At 64.4% G+C, this 13,554-nt stretch carries 11 protein-coding genes; 5 read left to right on the top strand and 6 right to left on the bottom strand.

All coding sequences use genetic code 11. From position 1 onward, the window contains the following. Window positions 1-4: 4 nt before the first annotated feature. Complete coding sequence (locus MESOP_RS11665) at window positions 5-943, bottom strand: diacylglycerol/lipid kinase family protein (protein ID WP_013893539.1); 939 nt, start codon at window positions 941-943, stop codon at window positions 5-7. 740 nt (window positions 944-1,683) lie between these two features. On the opposite strand from MESOP_RS11665, the gene MESOP_RS11660 reads away from it, so the two are divergent. The 3 genes from MESOP_RS11660 (at window position 1,684) to MESOP_RS11650 (ending at window position 3,999) form a co-directional block, all read left to right on the top strand. Further along, window positions 1,684-2,118, top strand: coding sequence for a DUF4383 domain-containing protein (locus MESOP_RS11660; RefSeq protein WP_041164627.1), 435 nt, complete (start codon window positions 1,684-1,686; stop codon window positions 2,116-2,118). A 6-nt stretch (window positions 2,119-2,124) separates the two neighbouring features. Beyond that, the gene (locus MESOP_RS11655) at window positions 2,125-3,255 is read left to right on the top strand and encodes a hypothetical protein (protein ID WP_013893537.1); all 1,131 of its coding nucleotides are present in this window, start codon (window positions 2,125-2,127) and stop codon (window positions 3,253-3,255) included. Between the two features lie 222 nt (window positions 3,256-3,477). After that, on the top strand, window positions 3,478-3,999 hold the full coding sequence (locus MESOP_RS11650) for a hypothetical protein (RefSeq protein ID WP_013893536.1): 522 nt from the start codon (window positions 3,478-3,480) through the stop codon (window positions 3,997-3,999). A 37-nt stretch (window positions 4,000-4,036) separates the two neighbouring features. Here the strand turns inward: MESOP_RS11650 and MESOP_RS11645 are convergent, their stop codons facing one another. Next, window positions 4,037-5,659 (bottom strand): FAD-binding oxidoreductase, encoded by a 1,623-nt coding sequence (locus MESOP_RS11645; RefSeq protein ID WP_013893535.1) that lies wholly within the window; start codon window positions 5,657-5,659, stop codon window positions 4,037-4,039. A gap of 136 nt (window positions 5,660-5,795) precedes the next feature. Between MESOP_RS11645 and MESOP_RS11640 the strand changes: the two genes are divergently transcribed. Next, a complete protein-coding gene (locus tag MESOP_RS11640) occupies window positions 5,796-6,290 on the top strand; it encodes a YegJ family protein (RefSeq protein WP_013893534.1) in 495 nt (164 codons plus the stop codon). Between the two features lie 13 nt (window positions 6,291-6,303). Here the strand turns inward: MESOP_RS11640 and MESOP_RS11635 are convergent, their stop codons facing one another. Continuing rightward, a complete protein-coding gene (locus tag MESOP_RS11635) occupies window positions 6,304-7,272 on the bottom strand; it encodes a DUF3137 domain-containing protein (protein ID WP_013893533.1) in 969 nt (322 codons plus the stop codon). A 172-nt stretch (window positions 7,273-7,444) separates the two neighbouring features. Continuing rightward, a complete protein-coding gene (locus MESOP_RS11630; RefSeq protein ID WP_041164096.1) occupies window positions 7,445-8,512 on the bottom strand; it encodes a CapA family protein in 1,068 nt (355 codons plus the stop codon). A 106-nt stretch (window positions 8,513-8,618) separates the two neighbouring features. Between MESOP_RS11630 and MESOP_RS11625 the strand changes: the two genes are divergently transcribed. Then, complete coding sequence (locus MESOP_RS11625) at window positions 8,619-9,890, top strand: hypothetical protein (protein WP_013893531.1); 1,272 nt, start codon at window positions 8,619-8,621, stop codon at window positions 9,888-9,890. Here the strand turns inward: MESOP_RS11625 and MESOP_RS11620 are convergent. Further along, window positions 9,887-10,819 carry a hypothetical protein gene (locus MESOP_RS11620; protein ID WP_013893530.1) on the bottom strand — a complete coding sequence of 311 codons (933 nt, stop codon included), beginning with the start codon at window positions 10,817-10,819 and terminating at the stop codon, window positions 9,887-9,889. The two genes, MESOP_RS11625 and MESOP_RS11620, sit on opposite strands and share 4 nt — an antisense overlap. Then, a complete protein-coding gene (locus MESOP_RS11615; protein WP_013893529.1) occupies window positions 10,819-13,542 on the bottom strand; it encodes a spermidine synthase family protein in 2,724 nt (907 codons plus the stop codon). The genes MESOP_RS11620 and MESOP_RS11615 overlap by 1 nt, the downstream gene beginning before the upstream one ends. Between the last annotated feature and the right edge of the window lie 12 nt (window positions 13,543-13,554).

Genomic DNA, 13,554 nt, shown 5'->3' with positions numbered 1-13,554 from the left:
TGATTCAATATCTGAGCGTCAGCGCGCCCGGCAGCATCTCGAAAGTCGCCGGTATGCGCCCGGGCGACTCGCCGTCTATGTCGACCAGCGCGTTGTTTTCTGTCCCATCGCCGAGCGGTTCGACAACCACTTTCTTGCCGCGCAGGATGGTGATGGCCGGATGGTTGCGGTGCCTGCCGCCATAGAGCAGGCGGATGTCCCAGATCAGCTTTAGCTTGCCCGCCGCGCGCAGGATGACGATGTCGAACTGGCCATCGGTCAGTTCGGCATCCGGCGCGATCATCATGCCGCCGCCGAAGAATCTGCCGTTGGCCACCGCCACCAGCGCCATGTGCGCCTCGACCGGCGCGGCGTCGTCGACGGTGATCCTGACATCCTGGAAGCGGTAGCGGATGAACTCGACCACGGTGCGCCACAGGAACAGCGCCTTGGCCGACATCTTGCCCTTGCGCTTGTCGGCATTGACGGCGCGATCGGTGACGCCGGACAGGCCAAGACTGGCGATGTTGATGAAATGGCGGCTGGCCAGCGCGCCATGGTCGTCGACATAGCCGATACGCCCTGCATCGACCTTGCGCCCCTTCACTTCGGCGATCCGCTTCAGCGCCGCATCCACTTGCTTCGGCAGGCCGAGCCCGCGCGCGAAATCGATGCCGGTGCCGCATGGCAGCAGACCAAGCTCGGTTGTGCGGCCGCCTTCCTCGGCCGCCTGCAGCAGGCCATCGGCCACCTCGCTCGCCGTACCGTCGCCACCGGCTGCGATCACCAGGTCGAAACCGCTGGCGGCAAGGTCGATTGCCAAGCGTTCGGCGTCGCCCTCGGCCTGCGTCTCGCGCAGTTCGAAATCGCCGAAGTGCTTCTTCAGCGAGGCGGCGACTTGAGGCCAATGCCGTTTCAGCCGGCCGCCGCCGGCAATCGGATTGAGCACCACCCCGACTTTCAAATACTCGCCCTCCCCGTCGCCGGGCCTGTGTCCCCGATCCTTTGCCGACATTGAAGCCCGCGCGCGCCGGCAGAGCAAGGGGCGCTCGGCTACGGCTTCCGAAAAGCGCGGGGCAGGCTGTCTAAGGCGTTGGAGCTTGAAACTCCTGGGCTTTTGGCGTCGGTCCCCGATAATCCCGCTATCCACAGGTCCATGGCCATTCCCCAAAACCCTTACCCGGCGTAAGTTTAACCCATCTCAGGCGGCTACCGATCATCAAGCCGAAAGGCGAAAGTGAAAGGCGGATTTCCTGAGGCCCGTACGGCCCGGACCGAGAACAGGCTTGCCTGTGCGAGGGACGGAAGCCGAGACCTACGGGGCCGCGGAAAGCGTGCCAACGCCGACGGCGGACCGATGCTGCCATGAAGGACGGCAAAAACCTTCGATGGCACGCAGGGCAAAGCTCGCAAGGGTGGAGACCGGCGTGGTCTGGAACGGATGCTGCCTCTGGGTGGCTTCTGGCAGGACCGTCAAAATCAAGGCCGGCATGGCGCGACGACTTTACGGAAGTTGCTGCCGCGACCGTGTTCTGATCTGACAGGGAGGCGCTGGGAGAAATCCCGGCGCCGACTGTCTTTTCGCCTCTTCGACATCCTTTGCCGATGATCTTGCGGGCGCCGCTTCACCGCGCGCTAAAATCGGTTAGTATCCCAGCGTCGGAGTCCATCTGCAAAATGGACTCGCAGAAGTGGGGATACTTCATGACGCTGATCCAGAAGCTTGCCGTTGCCTATGCTTTCCTGTTCTTCGGCGTCGTCGCCATCGGCTACATACCGGCCTTCAACGATGCAAACGGCAATCTGTTCGGCCTGTTCTCGCTGCAATGGTACGACGACCTGCTGCACGCCTTCTCCGGCGTCTGGGCGCTGGCCGCCGCCTTCATCTCGCACCGCCAGGCGGTGTTCTATTTCAGGCTGTTCGGCTCGGTCTATCTGTTCGACGGTGTGCTCGGGCTGATCACCGGCTCCGGCTGCCTCGATGCCGGCATCTTCATCAACGGTTTCCGCTCCCTCAACGACATCGAATTCCCCGCCCGCTTCTTCGCCAACCTGCCACACCTCGTCATTGGCGGCTTCGCCGTCTATGTCGGCTTCTGGCTGTCGAAGCGCATTTACGACCACTTCGCCACGGCCTGACCAGCCATGTTCCTGTTCCGCTGGCTGAAGCGCATCGTCAAGACGATCCTCTGGCTGGTCGTCATCGTCATCCTGATCCCGATCGTCGGGCTGGCCTATGGCTTCCTGACGACGCCATCACTCGACAAGACGCCATTGCCCGGTATCGCCGACGGTGCACCGCCCAAGGCGCTGGCCGACAAGGTCCGCACTGAGATCCCAGGCTACCAGCGGCCGGAGGAATCGACCTTCCTCACCTACCCGGAATGGGCGATCGTCTATGCCGCGCGCGAATATGCCGGCTTCGTCGCCAAGGACCAGCCGAGCGGCTTCCCCTACTGGTCTTATGTCGGCCGCTTCTGGCAGGACTACGCCATGGTGATCCGCGCCGGTTCTGCCTACAAGTTCAACTATGCCAACCACCAGATGCTGGTCATCATCGGCACCAGCCACTCGATCGAGCACATTTTGCAATGGGCCTATGAGAACACGGTCGGCCGCATCACAGAGGCGACGACGGCCAAGCGCACCGCCGCCGACATCTACCAGGCCAAGGTGGCGGCCGAGTACGCCGCTTTCCTCGACCAGGTGCCGTGGTACCGGTTCCCCTATGCGCAGAAGCGCGCCGGCCTGTTTGCCGTGCAGCCGGCACCGGGCGACAGTTCTATCCGCACCAGCGAACGCAAGCTCGCCTTCGGTCTCGCCGACACCATCAAGCAGGGCTATGCCGACCTGATCACCAAGGCGCTTGCCGCGACCTCCGATCCGGCCTTGCTCGACATCCACGTCTGGGCCAAGGGGCCGGTCGGCGAAGCGACACGCAATGAGCCAGACACCTTGCTGGAACGTGACTACGGCATTGACGGCACCGTCTTCGTCACCAAGCGCTATCAGGTGTTCACCGATATGATCCCGCGCCTGATCGACAAGGGCGTCTCCTTCGTCGAGATCGGCGGCAATGACGAGATCATGGTCACCACGCTGTCGACGGATGCGATCGCCGTTCCCGAAGGCATGCGCATCCTGTTCAGCTACCCGCTGCCGGCCGATCCCTCGACGCGCCGCACCGGCATGGTCGTCGCCGTGCGCAAGCTGCACCTTGTGCTGCCGTCACTGATCAAGGCCGGCGCGAAACTCGAACACGTCTACGACTACTGACAGGGGACGGCGGCCGGGGCGACGGGAACCGCATCGATGTTGCAGAATCGACACCCGGTTGATCTTTCGGACACCACGCCACGCTCAATCCACAATCGCGGCCAAATCCCGCCTTGTTCGCGCGCGATGGAACGCTTCCATGTTGCCCAAAGCGGAAACCGGTTTGGGACCGTGACATGCACCTGAACCGGCTGCCGGGGGGCATCTCGAAGGGACAAGACCGTGATCAAGACCGCCCTTGTCGCCATGACCATCGTCGGCTGCGACTGCGACGCCAAGCTGTGCGAATATATCGGCGAGACGCCGGCCAAGTGGTCGACCATCGCCGAGTGCGAATCCGCGATGAAGAGCCAGATCCTGCATGAGCGCAATTTCAACTATCCGCTCGTCTCCGGCATCTGCCGCACGAAGGGTTCGTCGTCCTCCTCGCAACTGGCGGCCACCGCCTCCCGCCCGGAACTGAAGCCCGCCAGCAGGATCGTCAAAACCCAAAGCCCGCTGCCGCCCGAGCTCAGCCATCGGCCGAGCGTTCCGGTCGGCTCGCCGACCACGGCCCTGGAAGCGGCCGCCGCCCGGCCTGTCGCCTATGAGCAGGTGGTCGATGGCGGCACCGGCGTGCTCTACCGCACCAAGAACGGCTACGCCGTGGTCAAGACCGATCTCGGCCGCGCCGCATCAGTGACCGCGGACGCGGCCAAACGCTCGGTGAACTGGCTGACCGGCCTGATGCCGACGGGGTTGTAGGCTCGAACGCCGCGCTCTACGGCGCCTTCTACCTGGCCTACGCCACCCCGCTCAGCGCCTTGATGGCGCGGTAGAAGGTCGAGGAAAACAGTTCCGCCGGGTCATATTGCCGCTTTGCCGCCAGGAAGGCCGGCAGCTCGGGGTAGGACGCCAGCAACTCCCTGGCCGTGTAGTGCAGCTGGTAGGGCAGGAAGAACCGCCCGCCATGCCGGATCGTCACGTCGATAAGCGCCCGCGTCAGCGCCCGCATTCTCGCGTTGCCGTCCGCATCGGTCGGCTGGTTGATGTAGAGCACCAGCGAATAGGCCGGCCCCGGCGCATAGGTCAGCGCCAAATCCTCCTTGTGGACGATGCGCACCGAGGCGTTGAGCACCGGCAGGTCCTGGTTGCGCAGGATCTCGCGGGTCTCGGTGATGAATGGATTATACGCCGCGCGCGGAATGAAATATTCGTGCAGGATGTCGGTCTCATCCATCAAATCGTTGAAGAGATAGGGCACCGAATCGTGCATCGGGTTGTTGCGGGTGACGAGGCAGGCCTCGCCCTGCGCCATTGCAGCCGTGCGCGCCACCGTGCAGCTCTCGAATTTCGGCTCCAGCGTCTTTTCCGTGAACCATTTCAGCTCCTGGAACAGGCTGCCCTTCTTGGCCAGGTTCATGATCACCCGCTTCAGCCCGACACCCTCCGGCTCGCCGATCTCGGGCTGATCGGCCGGCGGCTGCTCGGCCACCTTGTCGTAGCGATAGACGATCATGTCCTCGAGGAAATTGCCCGGCGCCGTCGACAGATGGCCGTAAAACAGGCCGATCCCCCTGTTCGGCTCCAGCACCTCGGCAAAGAATTTCGGAAAGTCGTCGGATTTGATGATTTCGCGCGAGGTCCGGTAGACGGCGTTGTCGACGATATCGAGCGTCGCCTCCAGCACCACGCCGAACAGGCCGTAGCCGCCGACGACATGGCGGAACAGCTCGCTGTTCTCGCTCGGAGAGCAGGTGGTCACCGACCCGTCGGCCAGCATCACCCGCATCGAGCGGATCGAACCGGCAACCGAGCCCGCCTGGTGGTCCATGCCATGCGCGTTGACGGACAGCGAACCGCCGACGGAGAAGATGTCGGTCGACTGCATAGACTTCACCGCGAAGCGCGGATGCAGCATGTTCTGGATATCGTGCCAGCGCGCGCCCGGCTGCACCGTCATGGTCTTGGCCGCCGCGTCGACGGTCACCTTGTTGAATTTACTGAGGTCGAGCACCAGCGCGTTGTCGTCGAAGGCGTGACCGCCCATCGAGTGACGGATTGCGGCTAGCGAGACTTTCAGGCCGTTGGCGCGGGCGAAGGCCAACGCCCTTGCGATATGATCCTCCTCGCCGACCTCGACCACGCCATAAACGGGCGTCCTCGACAGGCCGCTGGCATCGTTGATGTCGCCGCCCTTGGCCGACCAGGGCAGCGCGGGATCGAAGACCGGTGCGTTCCCGAGCGGCTTCAGCGGCAGGGCAATGCCGTCGACATCTGCGATGCGGCCGGCATTCTTCGGCCCGGAGGGCCCGCGCGCAAGCCGCGCCATGGTGGTTCCGCCCCACAGCACCGCGCCGCCGAGCACCGCCGCACCCAGCAGCAGTCGCCGCGACAGGCGAAACCCTTTTTGGTGCTCGGCCATGAATATCCCCCGTTGGCCAAGGGATAGCGCGGCTGTTCGGCAAAAACCATAGCGGCGACACCGGGGATACGCGCTATGGTTGCAAATTCGAAACGAATGCAGGAGAGTATAGGCAGCCAGAGGGGGACGTCATTCCATGAAGTTTGTATTCCGGACCATAATATCGCTGATGCTGGCGCTTGGGCCTGGATCCGCCTGTGCGCAGGACGTGGACCGGGGTGACGACAAGACGATTATCTTTACCAAGGACGACCCCGAAATGGCCGCCGCGACCGCGCAGGCGCTCACCAGCCTCGATGAATTCCTGGCCTTGGCCGAGGCTCCTCCCTCCGGCACGGAGAGGTTCAAATTGAAGGTCAAGGTGCGCGACGGCAACGTCACCGAGCACTTCTGGGTCATCCCGTTCCGGCGCACCGAAACCGGCTTTGTCGGCATATTGGCGAACCAGCCGGAACAAGTGCGCAACGTCGTCCTCGGCCAGAACATCGAATTCACCCGGGACGATATTTCAGATTGGGGCTATACCCGCGATGGACGGCAGGTCGGCAGCTTCACCGTCTGCGTGATGTTCAAGAAAATGTCGAAGGAAGAGGTGGACACCATGCGCGACAAACACGGCTTCGATTGCTGACGGCCAAGCTCGGCTAACCCGCCGCGTCCTTTGCGCCGATCTTGCGCACCAGCGCTGCCGTGGCCAGCATGGCGCCCATATCCGATATCATCGGCGCGACGTGCCTGGTGTAATCGAGCGGCACCGAAATGTCCGGCAGCTCGAAGAAGTTCTTCGCTTGCGGCAACAGCAGGAAACCGTCGCCGCCATTGAGCGCGACGCGGGCCGGATCGTCCGGCCAGGTTTCGCCGAGCCATTTCAGCGCCTGCGCCAGCCGGCCGGTCACCAGCGGCCGCGCCGCCTCGACATTGTCGGTGCGGAATTCGTAAGCCGCGTCGAGCAGGGGCTCACCCGACGACAGCTCCTGCATCCTGGCCGTGAACATGCCGCGGAAAAAGCCGATGACCGCGTTGGTGCGCCGCGTCGCCACCAGGATTCCCGGGAACGGCTCGATGGCCTCGAAGGCGACGATGACGCCTTTGAAGGCCGTCGATGAGCCCTTGCCCGTCCCTTCCCGCAATTCCGCTTCGTAGAGCTCGAACGGAAACTCCTCGTAGCGGCCCGAAACGACATCGTCGAACGCTTGCCGGTTGAACGGCCCGACCGCCTCGCGCGGCAGCCGGTCGAAGGAATTCGGCCTGCCGCCATGCTGGTAGCGCACATCGCGGATGAAGCCGAAGATGATGGGCAGCAGCGTTTGGCGGAACGATTGCTGCAGCCGGGCGGCGGGCTTCATGGCCTGGAAGTAGAGCAGGATCGAAGCCGCCAAGCCGACGGCATAGAGGAACACATGCGGCGGCGAGAACCACTGCTCGTTTGGGTCGGCGACCTTGTTGAACAGCCAGGTGAGCACCACCACGGCGACCACCACCAGGCCGACGAACATCGGCACCCGCCAGCGCACCTGCCGCGCCACCGAGGCCCGCGCCGCCTCATAGCTCTCGATGTCTTTCCGGATGGCGGCGGTGGCCGCCTCACCAGGCATGAAATCCGCTGTTTCCATCGCCAACCCCGCAAGCTATGCTGGCATGATAGCTGGTTTTGTTGGAGCGACGCCAGACGGATGGCACTTCTCCTTCTCCCCTTGTGGGAGAAGGTGGATCGGCGCGTCAGCGCCGAGACGGATGAAGGGGTGTTCCAGCGGAGTGAGACGTTGGTGTTCCCTGGAGCACCCCTCATCCGGCCGCTTCGCGGCCACCTTCTCCCACAAGGGGAGAAGGGAAGATCACGCCCAGCCGCCGTTCGACCCTTTCCCTCATCGCCCCCTCCAACCCCTCCACCGGCACCAGCCGCTCATGATCTCCGCTCCGCAGCCGCGCAAAGGGATGCAGCCTATACGATGCAACCATCCCACGCGTCCCGGCATCGGCGCTGACATCGACGACGAAAATCCCGCCAATGCGCCCCGGCCATGGCTGGTGGGCAAGGGCGGTGCCGAGGAAATCGCCAAGTCCATAGGCGACGACCGTCTCACCGATCCGCTCCACCGGCTGCACGACATGGGCGTGATGACCGGCGATCAGGCCGACGCCCTGCCCGGTCAGGCGCATGGCAAGCGCTCGCGTTTCGGCGCGTGGAAAGTGGCGGAACTCCCAGTCCCAATGCGGCACGGCGCAGAGGAGATCGCAGCCGTCACGCGGCCAGCCTGTCGGGTCGCTGCCCATTGACACGCGGCCGGCGGACAGGTCTTCGCCCGCATTGCGCCACAGCGTGAAGGCGGCAAGGCCGACGGTCAGCGATCCGGCTTTGACGGACTGCACCGGGCCATTGGCCGCCAGGCCGATGGTGCGGATACCGAGCCGCTTCAGCGCCGCCACCGTATCGTCGAAGCCGGCGACGCCCTGGTCGAGCACATGATTGTTGGCCAGCGACAGCACCAGTTTTTCGCGCGCGATCCCGACCGAAGACAGCGCCTCGGCCAGAAATCGCTCGCTCATCGCATGATGCGTGCCGAGCTTGGTGCCCAGAACGGCACTTGGCCTGTCCACGACAGGGCTTTCGCAATTGCCGATCACCAGATCGGCGGCACCTAGCAGCGCCTTGATCGCGGGGTCGCAGTCCGGCGCGCTGCGATTGGCCACCGCCGAGATGTCGCCGATGAAGGCGAGCCGCACCGTCCGCTTCGGCGGGGGGTCCATCAACGTTGCAGCCGCAGGCGCAAACCCGTTTGCATCGCCGCCGAGCGACGGCTTCAGGAAACGCGGCAGCCAGGACAGCTTGTAGGAGAGCGGATAGTTCGACACGCAAAGCCCAATCGTTTGCCCTGTGTAGACCGTCCGCCGGACAGGTTGAAGCGCGGAGGCCGACATTCGTGTATGGTCGCCCGCAACGCTACCTGGGAGGGAAAGAATGACACGAACAGCAGGCCTGCTGGCATCCGCCTTCATGGTGCTTCTCCCCTTATCCTTCGCCAGCTTGTCTTCCGCCAGCGCCGCCGTGCCCGAAGCGGCAACCGCGCTGTTCGAGGCCAAGACCGTGGCCGCGCGCGACAGCGCCCTGTCGACGCTGGAGGCCGCCGCTCCGAAAGACCCGGCATCGGCCTATGCCGCCGGCGCCGGCGAATTCTTCACAGCACTTGAGTTGCTCGCCGCCGGTCTGCACCGCCATGGCTTCGAGAGCCCGCAATCCTTCATGCTGCCGCTGATGCAGCTGCCGGTGCCGACCAATCCCAATCCCGAGCCGCTGACCTACGAACAATTCCGCGCCATCCTGCTCGCCTTCCGCGACCGCCTGGCAAAATCCGCCGCTACATTGGGCTCGGTCCCCGCCGAGGCCGATATCGGCATGGTCATCGACCTTACCCATGTCGGCATCGACCTCAACGAGGACGGCACGATCGCGCCTGATGAAAGCATGGCGGCCATCATGGCCGCGCTGTCGCACGGCGGCGTTTCACAGGGCGACGCCGCACCCACGCTGACCTTCCGCTTCGACCGCGCCGACGGTTACTGGCTCCAGGGCTATGCCGAGTTCCTGATGGCGCAGGCCGATTTCTGGCTGGCGCATGATTTCAAGGGCACCTTCGACGGCTCCTTCCACATGCTGTTCCCGCGCGCCAAGCTGCCGCTGCAGGATATTCTCGTGCCCCCGCCCAGCGAGATGGGCTCGAGCATCTTCTCCTCGGAATGGCGCATCGCCGATTTCATCTCGATGGTGCATATGATCAACTGGCCAGTGGTCGAGCCGGAGCGCCGCAAGGCCGCACGCCAAGAGCTGCTCGAAATGATCCGCCTGTCGCGCGAGGACTGGAGGGCGATCCGCGCCGAGAAAGACAATGACCGCGAATGGCTGCCCGGCCCGCAGCAGAAGGGCGAGAACCCGCTCACCGGTCTCGAAGTCGGCGAGGAGCAGGTGCAGGCATGGCTCGCCACCTTGACCATGGCCGAGGACCTGCTCGAAGGCCGGGCGCTGCTGCCGCATTTCCGCATCGCCGGCAAAGGCATCAACATGAAGCGCTTCTTCGACGAGCCGAAGCCCTTCGACCTCGTGCTGTCGATCACCGGCCCGGGCATCGCGCCCTATCTCGAAAGCGGCAAGATCCTGACCAGCGAGGATTTCGACCAGATCCAGCGCGAGTTCGGCGGCGGCGGGTTTTTGACGTTCGCGCTGTGGTTCAACTAACGTGGAAATCCGTGCAGCCTGGCAAGGAGCCACTGCAGCGGGTTGTTGACGAAGGCGCGGGTGACGAACGTATCGTGGGCGGCATCCGAGGCGAGGAAGGCGATGGCGCCAGCTTCGAGCCGGCGCGGCGGATCGGAACTGGCGTTGATGCCCTGGCTGGCCAGCAACTGCCGGATCTCCGCATTGCCGGCGGCCGAGGACCGGCCATAGGCGCTGACGAAAAAACTCTTGCGGTGATGCGTGATCCAGTTGGCGAAAATGTCGGCCTCGTCGAACACCGCGTCGAGCAGGATGACGCCGAGCAAGCGACCGCCGATGTCACCATTCCCAAGCACGAAGGCGGCCGGGTTGTAGCCGCCGCTATAGGCGACCAGCACCACCGGCATGGCCTCGAATGTCGTCGCCTTGGCGCCGGTCAGCTTGGCCAGCTCCTGCGCCGCCTCGGCCATGAACCCAGCAAAATAGCCCGGCGTCCAGAAATTGCCGGCGCTGGAATCCAGCGCATTGCTGGCGAACTGCGGCGCCACCAGCACGGCGTTGAGGCCGGACGCCTCAACCTGTGCGACGACCCGCTGGCGGCCGACCACGTCGCGCTGCAAGGTGGCGCCATTGCCGTGGAAGAACACCACGATCACCGCCGGCCTAGCCGGGTCGAACCTCCGCGGTATCGCCAGCAGCGTCGAGCGGTCGGAATAGGTCTCGTCTTCCCAATAGATGCCGCCGCGCGGCGAGGTGTGGCCATGCCGGCCGTTGGCGGTCACGTCCAGAAACGGCCCCGAGCCGTCGGGCAATTTTCCGCGATAGGGAAAGGGTGACGCCTTGAACGGCACGATGGTGGATATCGCCTTGTGCAAGCGCGCGCCCTGGCTTGCCATCGGAAACGCTGCCGTGGCCAGCAATGCGGCGACGACGGCGCGCCGGCCGACCATCAGGCCGTCACCAACCGGACAGCCGGCGCCTTCGAGGGCAACAGCACGGCAAAGAACGCCGGGATGGCGACGAGATATGCGATCGCGGCCCATTGCAGCACGGCGCTGAGACCGAAACTGGTGGCGACGATCGGCACCGCGGCCGAGCCGATCACCGAGAAGCAGCCATTGATGCCCCACGCCCACACGAACAGATGCTCCTTGCCGAGCCGCGCCAGCCAGGTCATGGCGGTGGCCATCGGCATGCCCATCAGGAAGGCCGGCGGCGACACCAAAAGGAAGCAGAGCAGCAGCCGCGCCGCATAGGGATAGGCGCCGATCCGGTCGAGCACCGGTGACAAATAGAAACCGTAAGCGAGCAGCAGCACGCAGACGGCCAGCAGCACCACCGGCAGCAGCGTCCTGGCGCGGTCGAAGATGCGCTCCGCAAACAAGCTGCCCAGGCCGGAAAACACCAGCATCGACGAGATCAGCACCGAAGCCGACACCGTCGGATTGGCGAGCGCGACGGTGAAGCGGCTGATCAGCCCGACCTCGACCATGATATAGCCGAGGCCGAGGCAAGCGAAATAGAGGATAGTGCCGAGCTTGCCGCGCGAGCGCGAGAACACGATGCGCCAGCCGAAGATGACCGGCAAAAGCACCAGCGACGCCGCCGTGAGGCAGGCGATGCCGAGCGTCGCCCAGATCAAGAGATAACCCCAATCGTCCTGGAACAGGTCGAGCCGGTCCAGCGTGCGCGGCAGGTCGGCGACCTTCACATAGGCGGCGAAATATGGCTGGTCGTTGCTGAGCGCACGCGCGTCGAAGACATAATCGCCGGCGAGCTTTTCCCAGCCGCCGGTCAAAAGCGCATGCCATGTCATGCGCTGCAGTTCCGTCGCCGGCAGCACCTGCGGACCGGCATCGCCGCCGGCGCCCGCACAGGCGTCGAGCGTCGGATCGGCAGGCGCCGTCGGGTCGCAATCCGGGTTTGCCGGTGCGGTTGGGTCGGCGGGTGCGGTCGCATCGGCGGCGGGCTGCGTCAGCGTCGCGTCCTGTCCGCTGCCGAAGATCGAGGCGCGGTAATCATCGAGCACCTTTTGCGCACCGGCCCCATCATAGACCATGCCCGGATAATAGACTTCCTCCCAGGACATCGACTTGGTGTAGTCGCGCAGCGTCTTGATTTCGGTCTCGGTGAAGCCGCCGCGCTTGAACAGCACCGTCGTCGTCGAGAGATAGCTCGACACCGCGAAGACGTCATTGGCCGCGCCCTGCGGATCGAATGTCCTGGCCGCTTCGGCGATGGTCGCATAGAGCTTCAGCACCGATTTCGGCGGCTCTTCCTTGTTCCACAAGGTCACCGACAGCACGCCGCCATCGGCCAGCGCGTGCATGTAGCTCAGCATCGCCTCGTGCGTGTAGGCGTACTTCTCCGAGATGGCGAAACCGCCTGGATTGGACAGGCCGACACTGTCGGCGAGGCTGAGGTCGATGACGTCGTAGCGCTCGGCGGTGTTGGCGAGGAACAGGCGGCCGTCATAGTCGATCACCTTGAGCCGCGGCTCGGCCAGGATATCGCCGGTGACATCCCTGAGCACCGGATCGCGGAACGCCCGCAACGTCATCGGGTTGCTCTCGGCGACGGTCACCGAGGTCGATCCGGCATTGAGCGCGGCCTGCGTGGAGATGCCGCCGCCGAACTGCACGACGAAGGTTTTCGGCTTGTCCTTGATGACATAGGGATAGTGCATCGGCAGGTAGCGGAAATAAACCTGCTCCGCCGGCGCCAGGTTGCGCATGATGCCTTCCGGCCCGTCGCCGTCGCGATACATGCCGACATAGGTGTTGGCCGGCACCTCGGGCATGCCGAAGGCTGCGTTGTCGCTCAGGCCCGGCGCGAAATGCATGTAGGAGCTGGCATAGACCTGCAGGTCGCCGAACGGCGAGACGCTGCGGTAGATGCGCTTGCCGTCCGGGAAGTTGCGGGCGTAGGCGACGCCCTTGTATTGCGACACCGCGATGTCTTGTATGCCGAGCAGGCCGGGCAGCATCAGGTAGCCCGATATCGACAGCACTGCCACGACCACGCCGGCAACGACGCTCTTCCAGGCGCCGAAAGCGGCGAACCACAGCAGCGAACCGGCGGCCCACAACAGCAGCGGCACGACGATGATGATTTCCGGCGAAAACAGATACATCGACACCAGCACGACGAGGCCGGCGAGACCCGAACCGGTGAGATCGGCGAAATAGACGCGGCCGAAGGCGGTGCGGCTCTTCAGGAAGACGATGCCGAGAAAGAACGCACCGGCCAGGAAGGGCAGGAGATAGAGCAGGAAATTGGCCAGCAGCCGCCATTTCTGTTCGGGGTCGGAGACCAGGAAGATGGCGTTGAACGGCACCGTCTGGGCGACGAGGTTGGAGCCGACGGCAAGCGGGCCGATCAGCAGCAAGGCGGCGGTGGCCGCACCTTGCCAGTGGCGGTCGAACCAGCCCTTGCCGGCGAAGATGACGACGCTGGACAGCGAGAAGCCGAGCATGGCGAGGCTGACCACCAGCGAGCCGAAATGCGACCAGCTGCCGACGGCGAACACCCGCATCACCGCTATCTGCAATGCGATGATGGCTCCGGCGATCAGCCCGACCGCGAGATAGTGCGCGAGCCGAGGCGCCTCGAGCGGAGGAACGGCCTTCAGGGAAGGAAGAGCCGGGCGGGAATTCGATATGACGGCTGCCATTCAGGTCCCTTG

The organism is Mesorhizobium opportunistum WSM2075, assembly GCF_000176035.2.
GTDB classification, from domain to species: domain Bacteria; phylum Pseudomonadota; class Alphaproteobacteria; order Rhizobiales; family Rhizobiaceae; genus Mesorhizobium; species Mesorhizobium opportunistum.
Note: the sequence above shows the minus strand (reverse complement) of the source record. Positions and strands in the feature narration are given on the sequence as shown.

What these genes read in the sequence shown, in the direction of transcription:
- MESOP_RS11660 (WP_041164627.1), top strand. Translation starts at nt 1,684, where the DNA reads ATGACGCTGATCCAGAAGCTTGCCGTTGCCTATGCTTTCCTGTTCTTC.
- MESOP_RS11655 (WP_013893537.1), top strand. Translation starts at nt 2,125, where the DNA reads ATGTTCCTGTTCCGCTGGCTGAAGCGCATCGTCAAGACGATCCTCTGG.
- MESOP_RS11645 (WP_013893535.1), bottom strand. Translation starts at nt 5,659, where the DNA reads ATGGCCGAGCACCAAAAAGGGTTTCGCCTGTCGCGGCGACTGCTGCTG.
- MESOP_RS11640 (WP_013893534.1), top strand. Translation starts at nt 5,796, where the DNA reads ATGAAGTTTGTATTCCGGACCATAATATCGCTGATGCTGGCGCTTGGG.
- MESOP_RS11635 (WP_013893533.1), bottom strand. Translation starts at nt 7,272, where the DNA reads ATGGAAACAGCGGATTTCATGCCTGGTGAGGCGGCCACCGCCGCCATC.
- MESOP_RS11625 (WP_013893531.1), top strand. Translation starts at nt 8,619, where the DNA reads ATGACACGAACAGCAGGCCTGCTGGCATCCGCCTTCATGGTGCTTCTC.
- MESOP_RS11620 (WP_013893530.1), bottom strand. Translation starts at nt 10,819, where the DNA reads ATGGTCGGCCGGCGCGCCGTCGTCGCCGCATTGCTGGCCACGGCAGCG.
- MESOP_RS11615 (WP_013893529.1), bottom strand. Translation starts at nt 13,542, where the DNA reads ATGGCAGCCGTCATATCGAATTCCCGCCCGGCTCTTCCTTCCCTGAAG.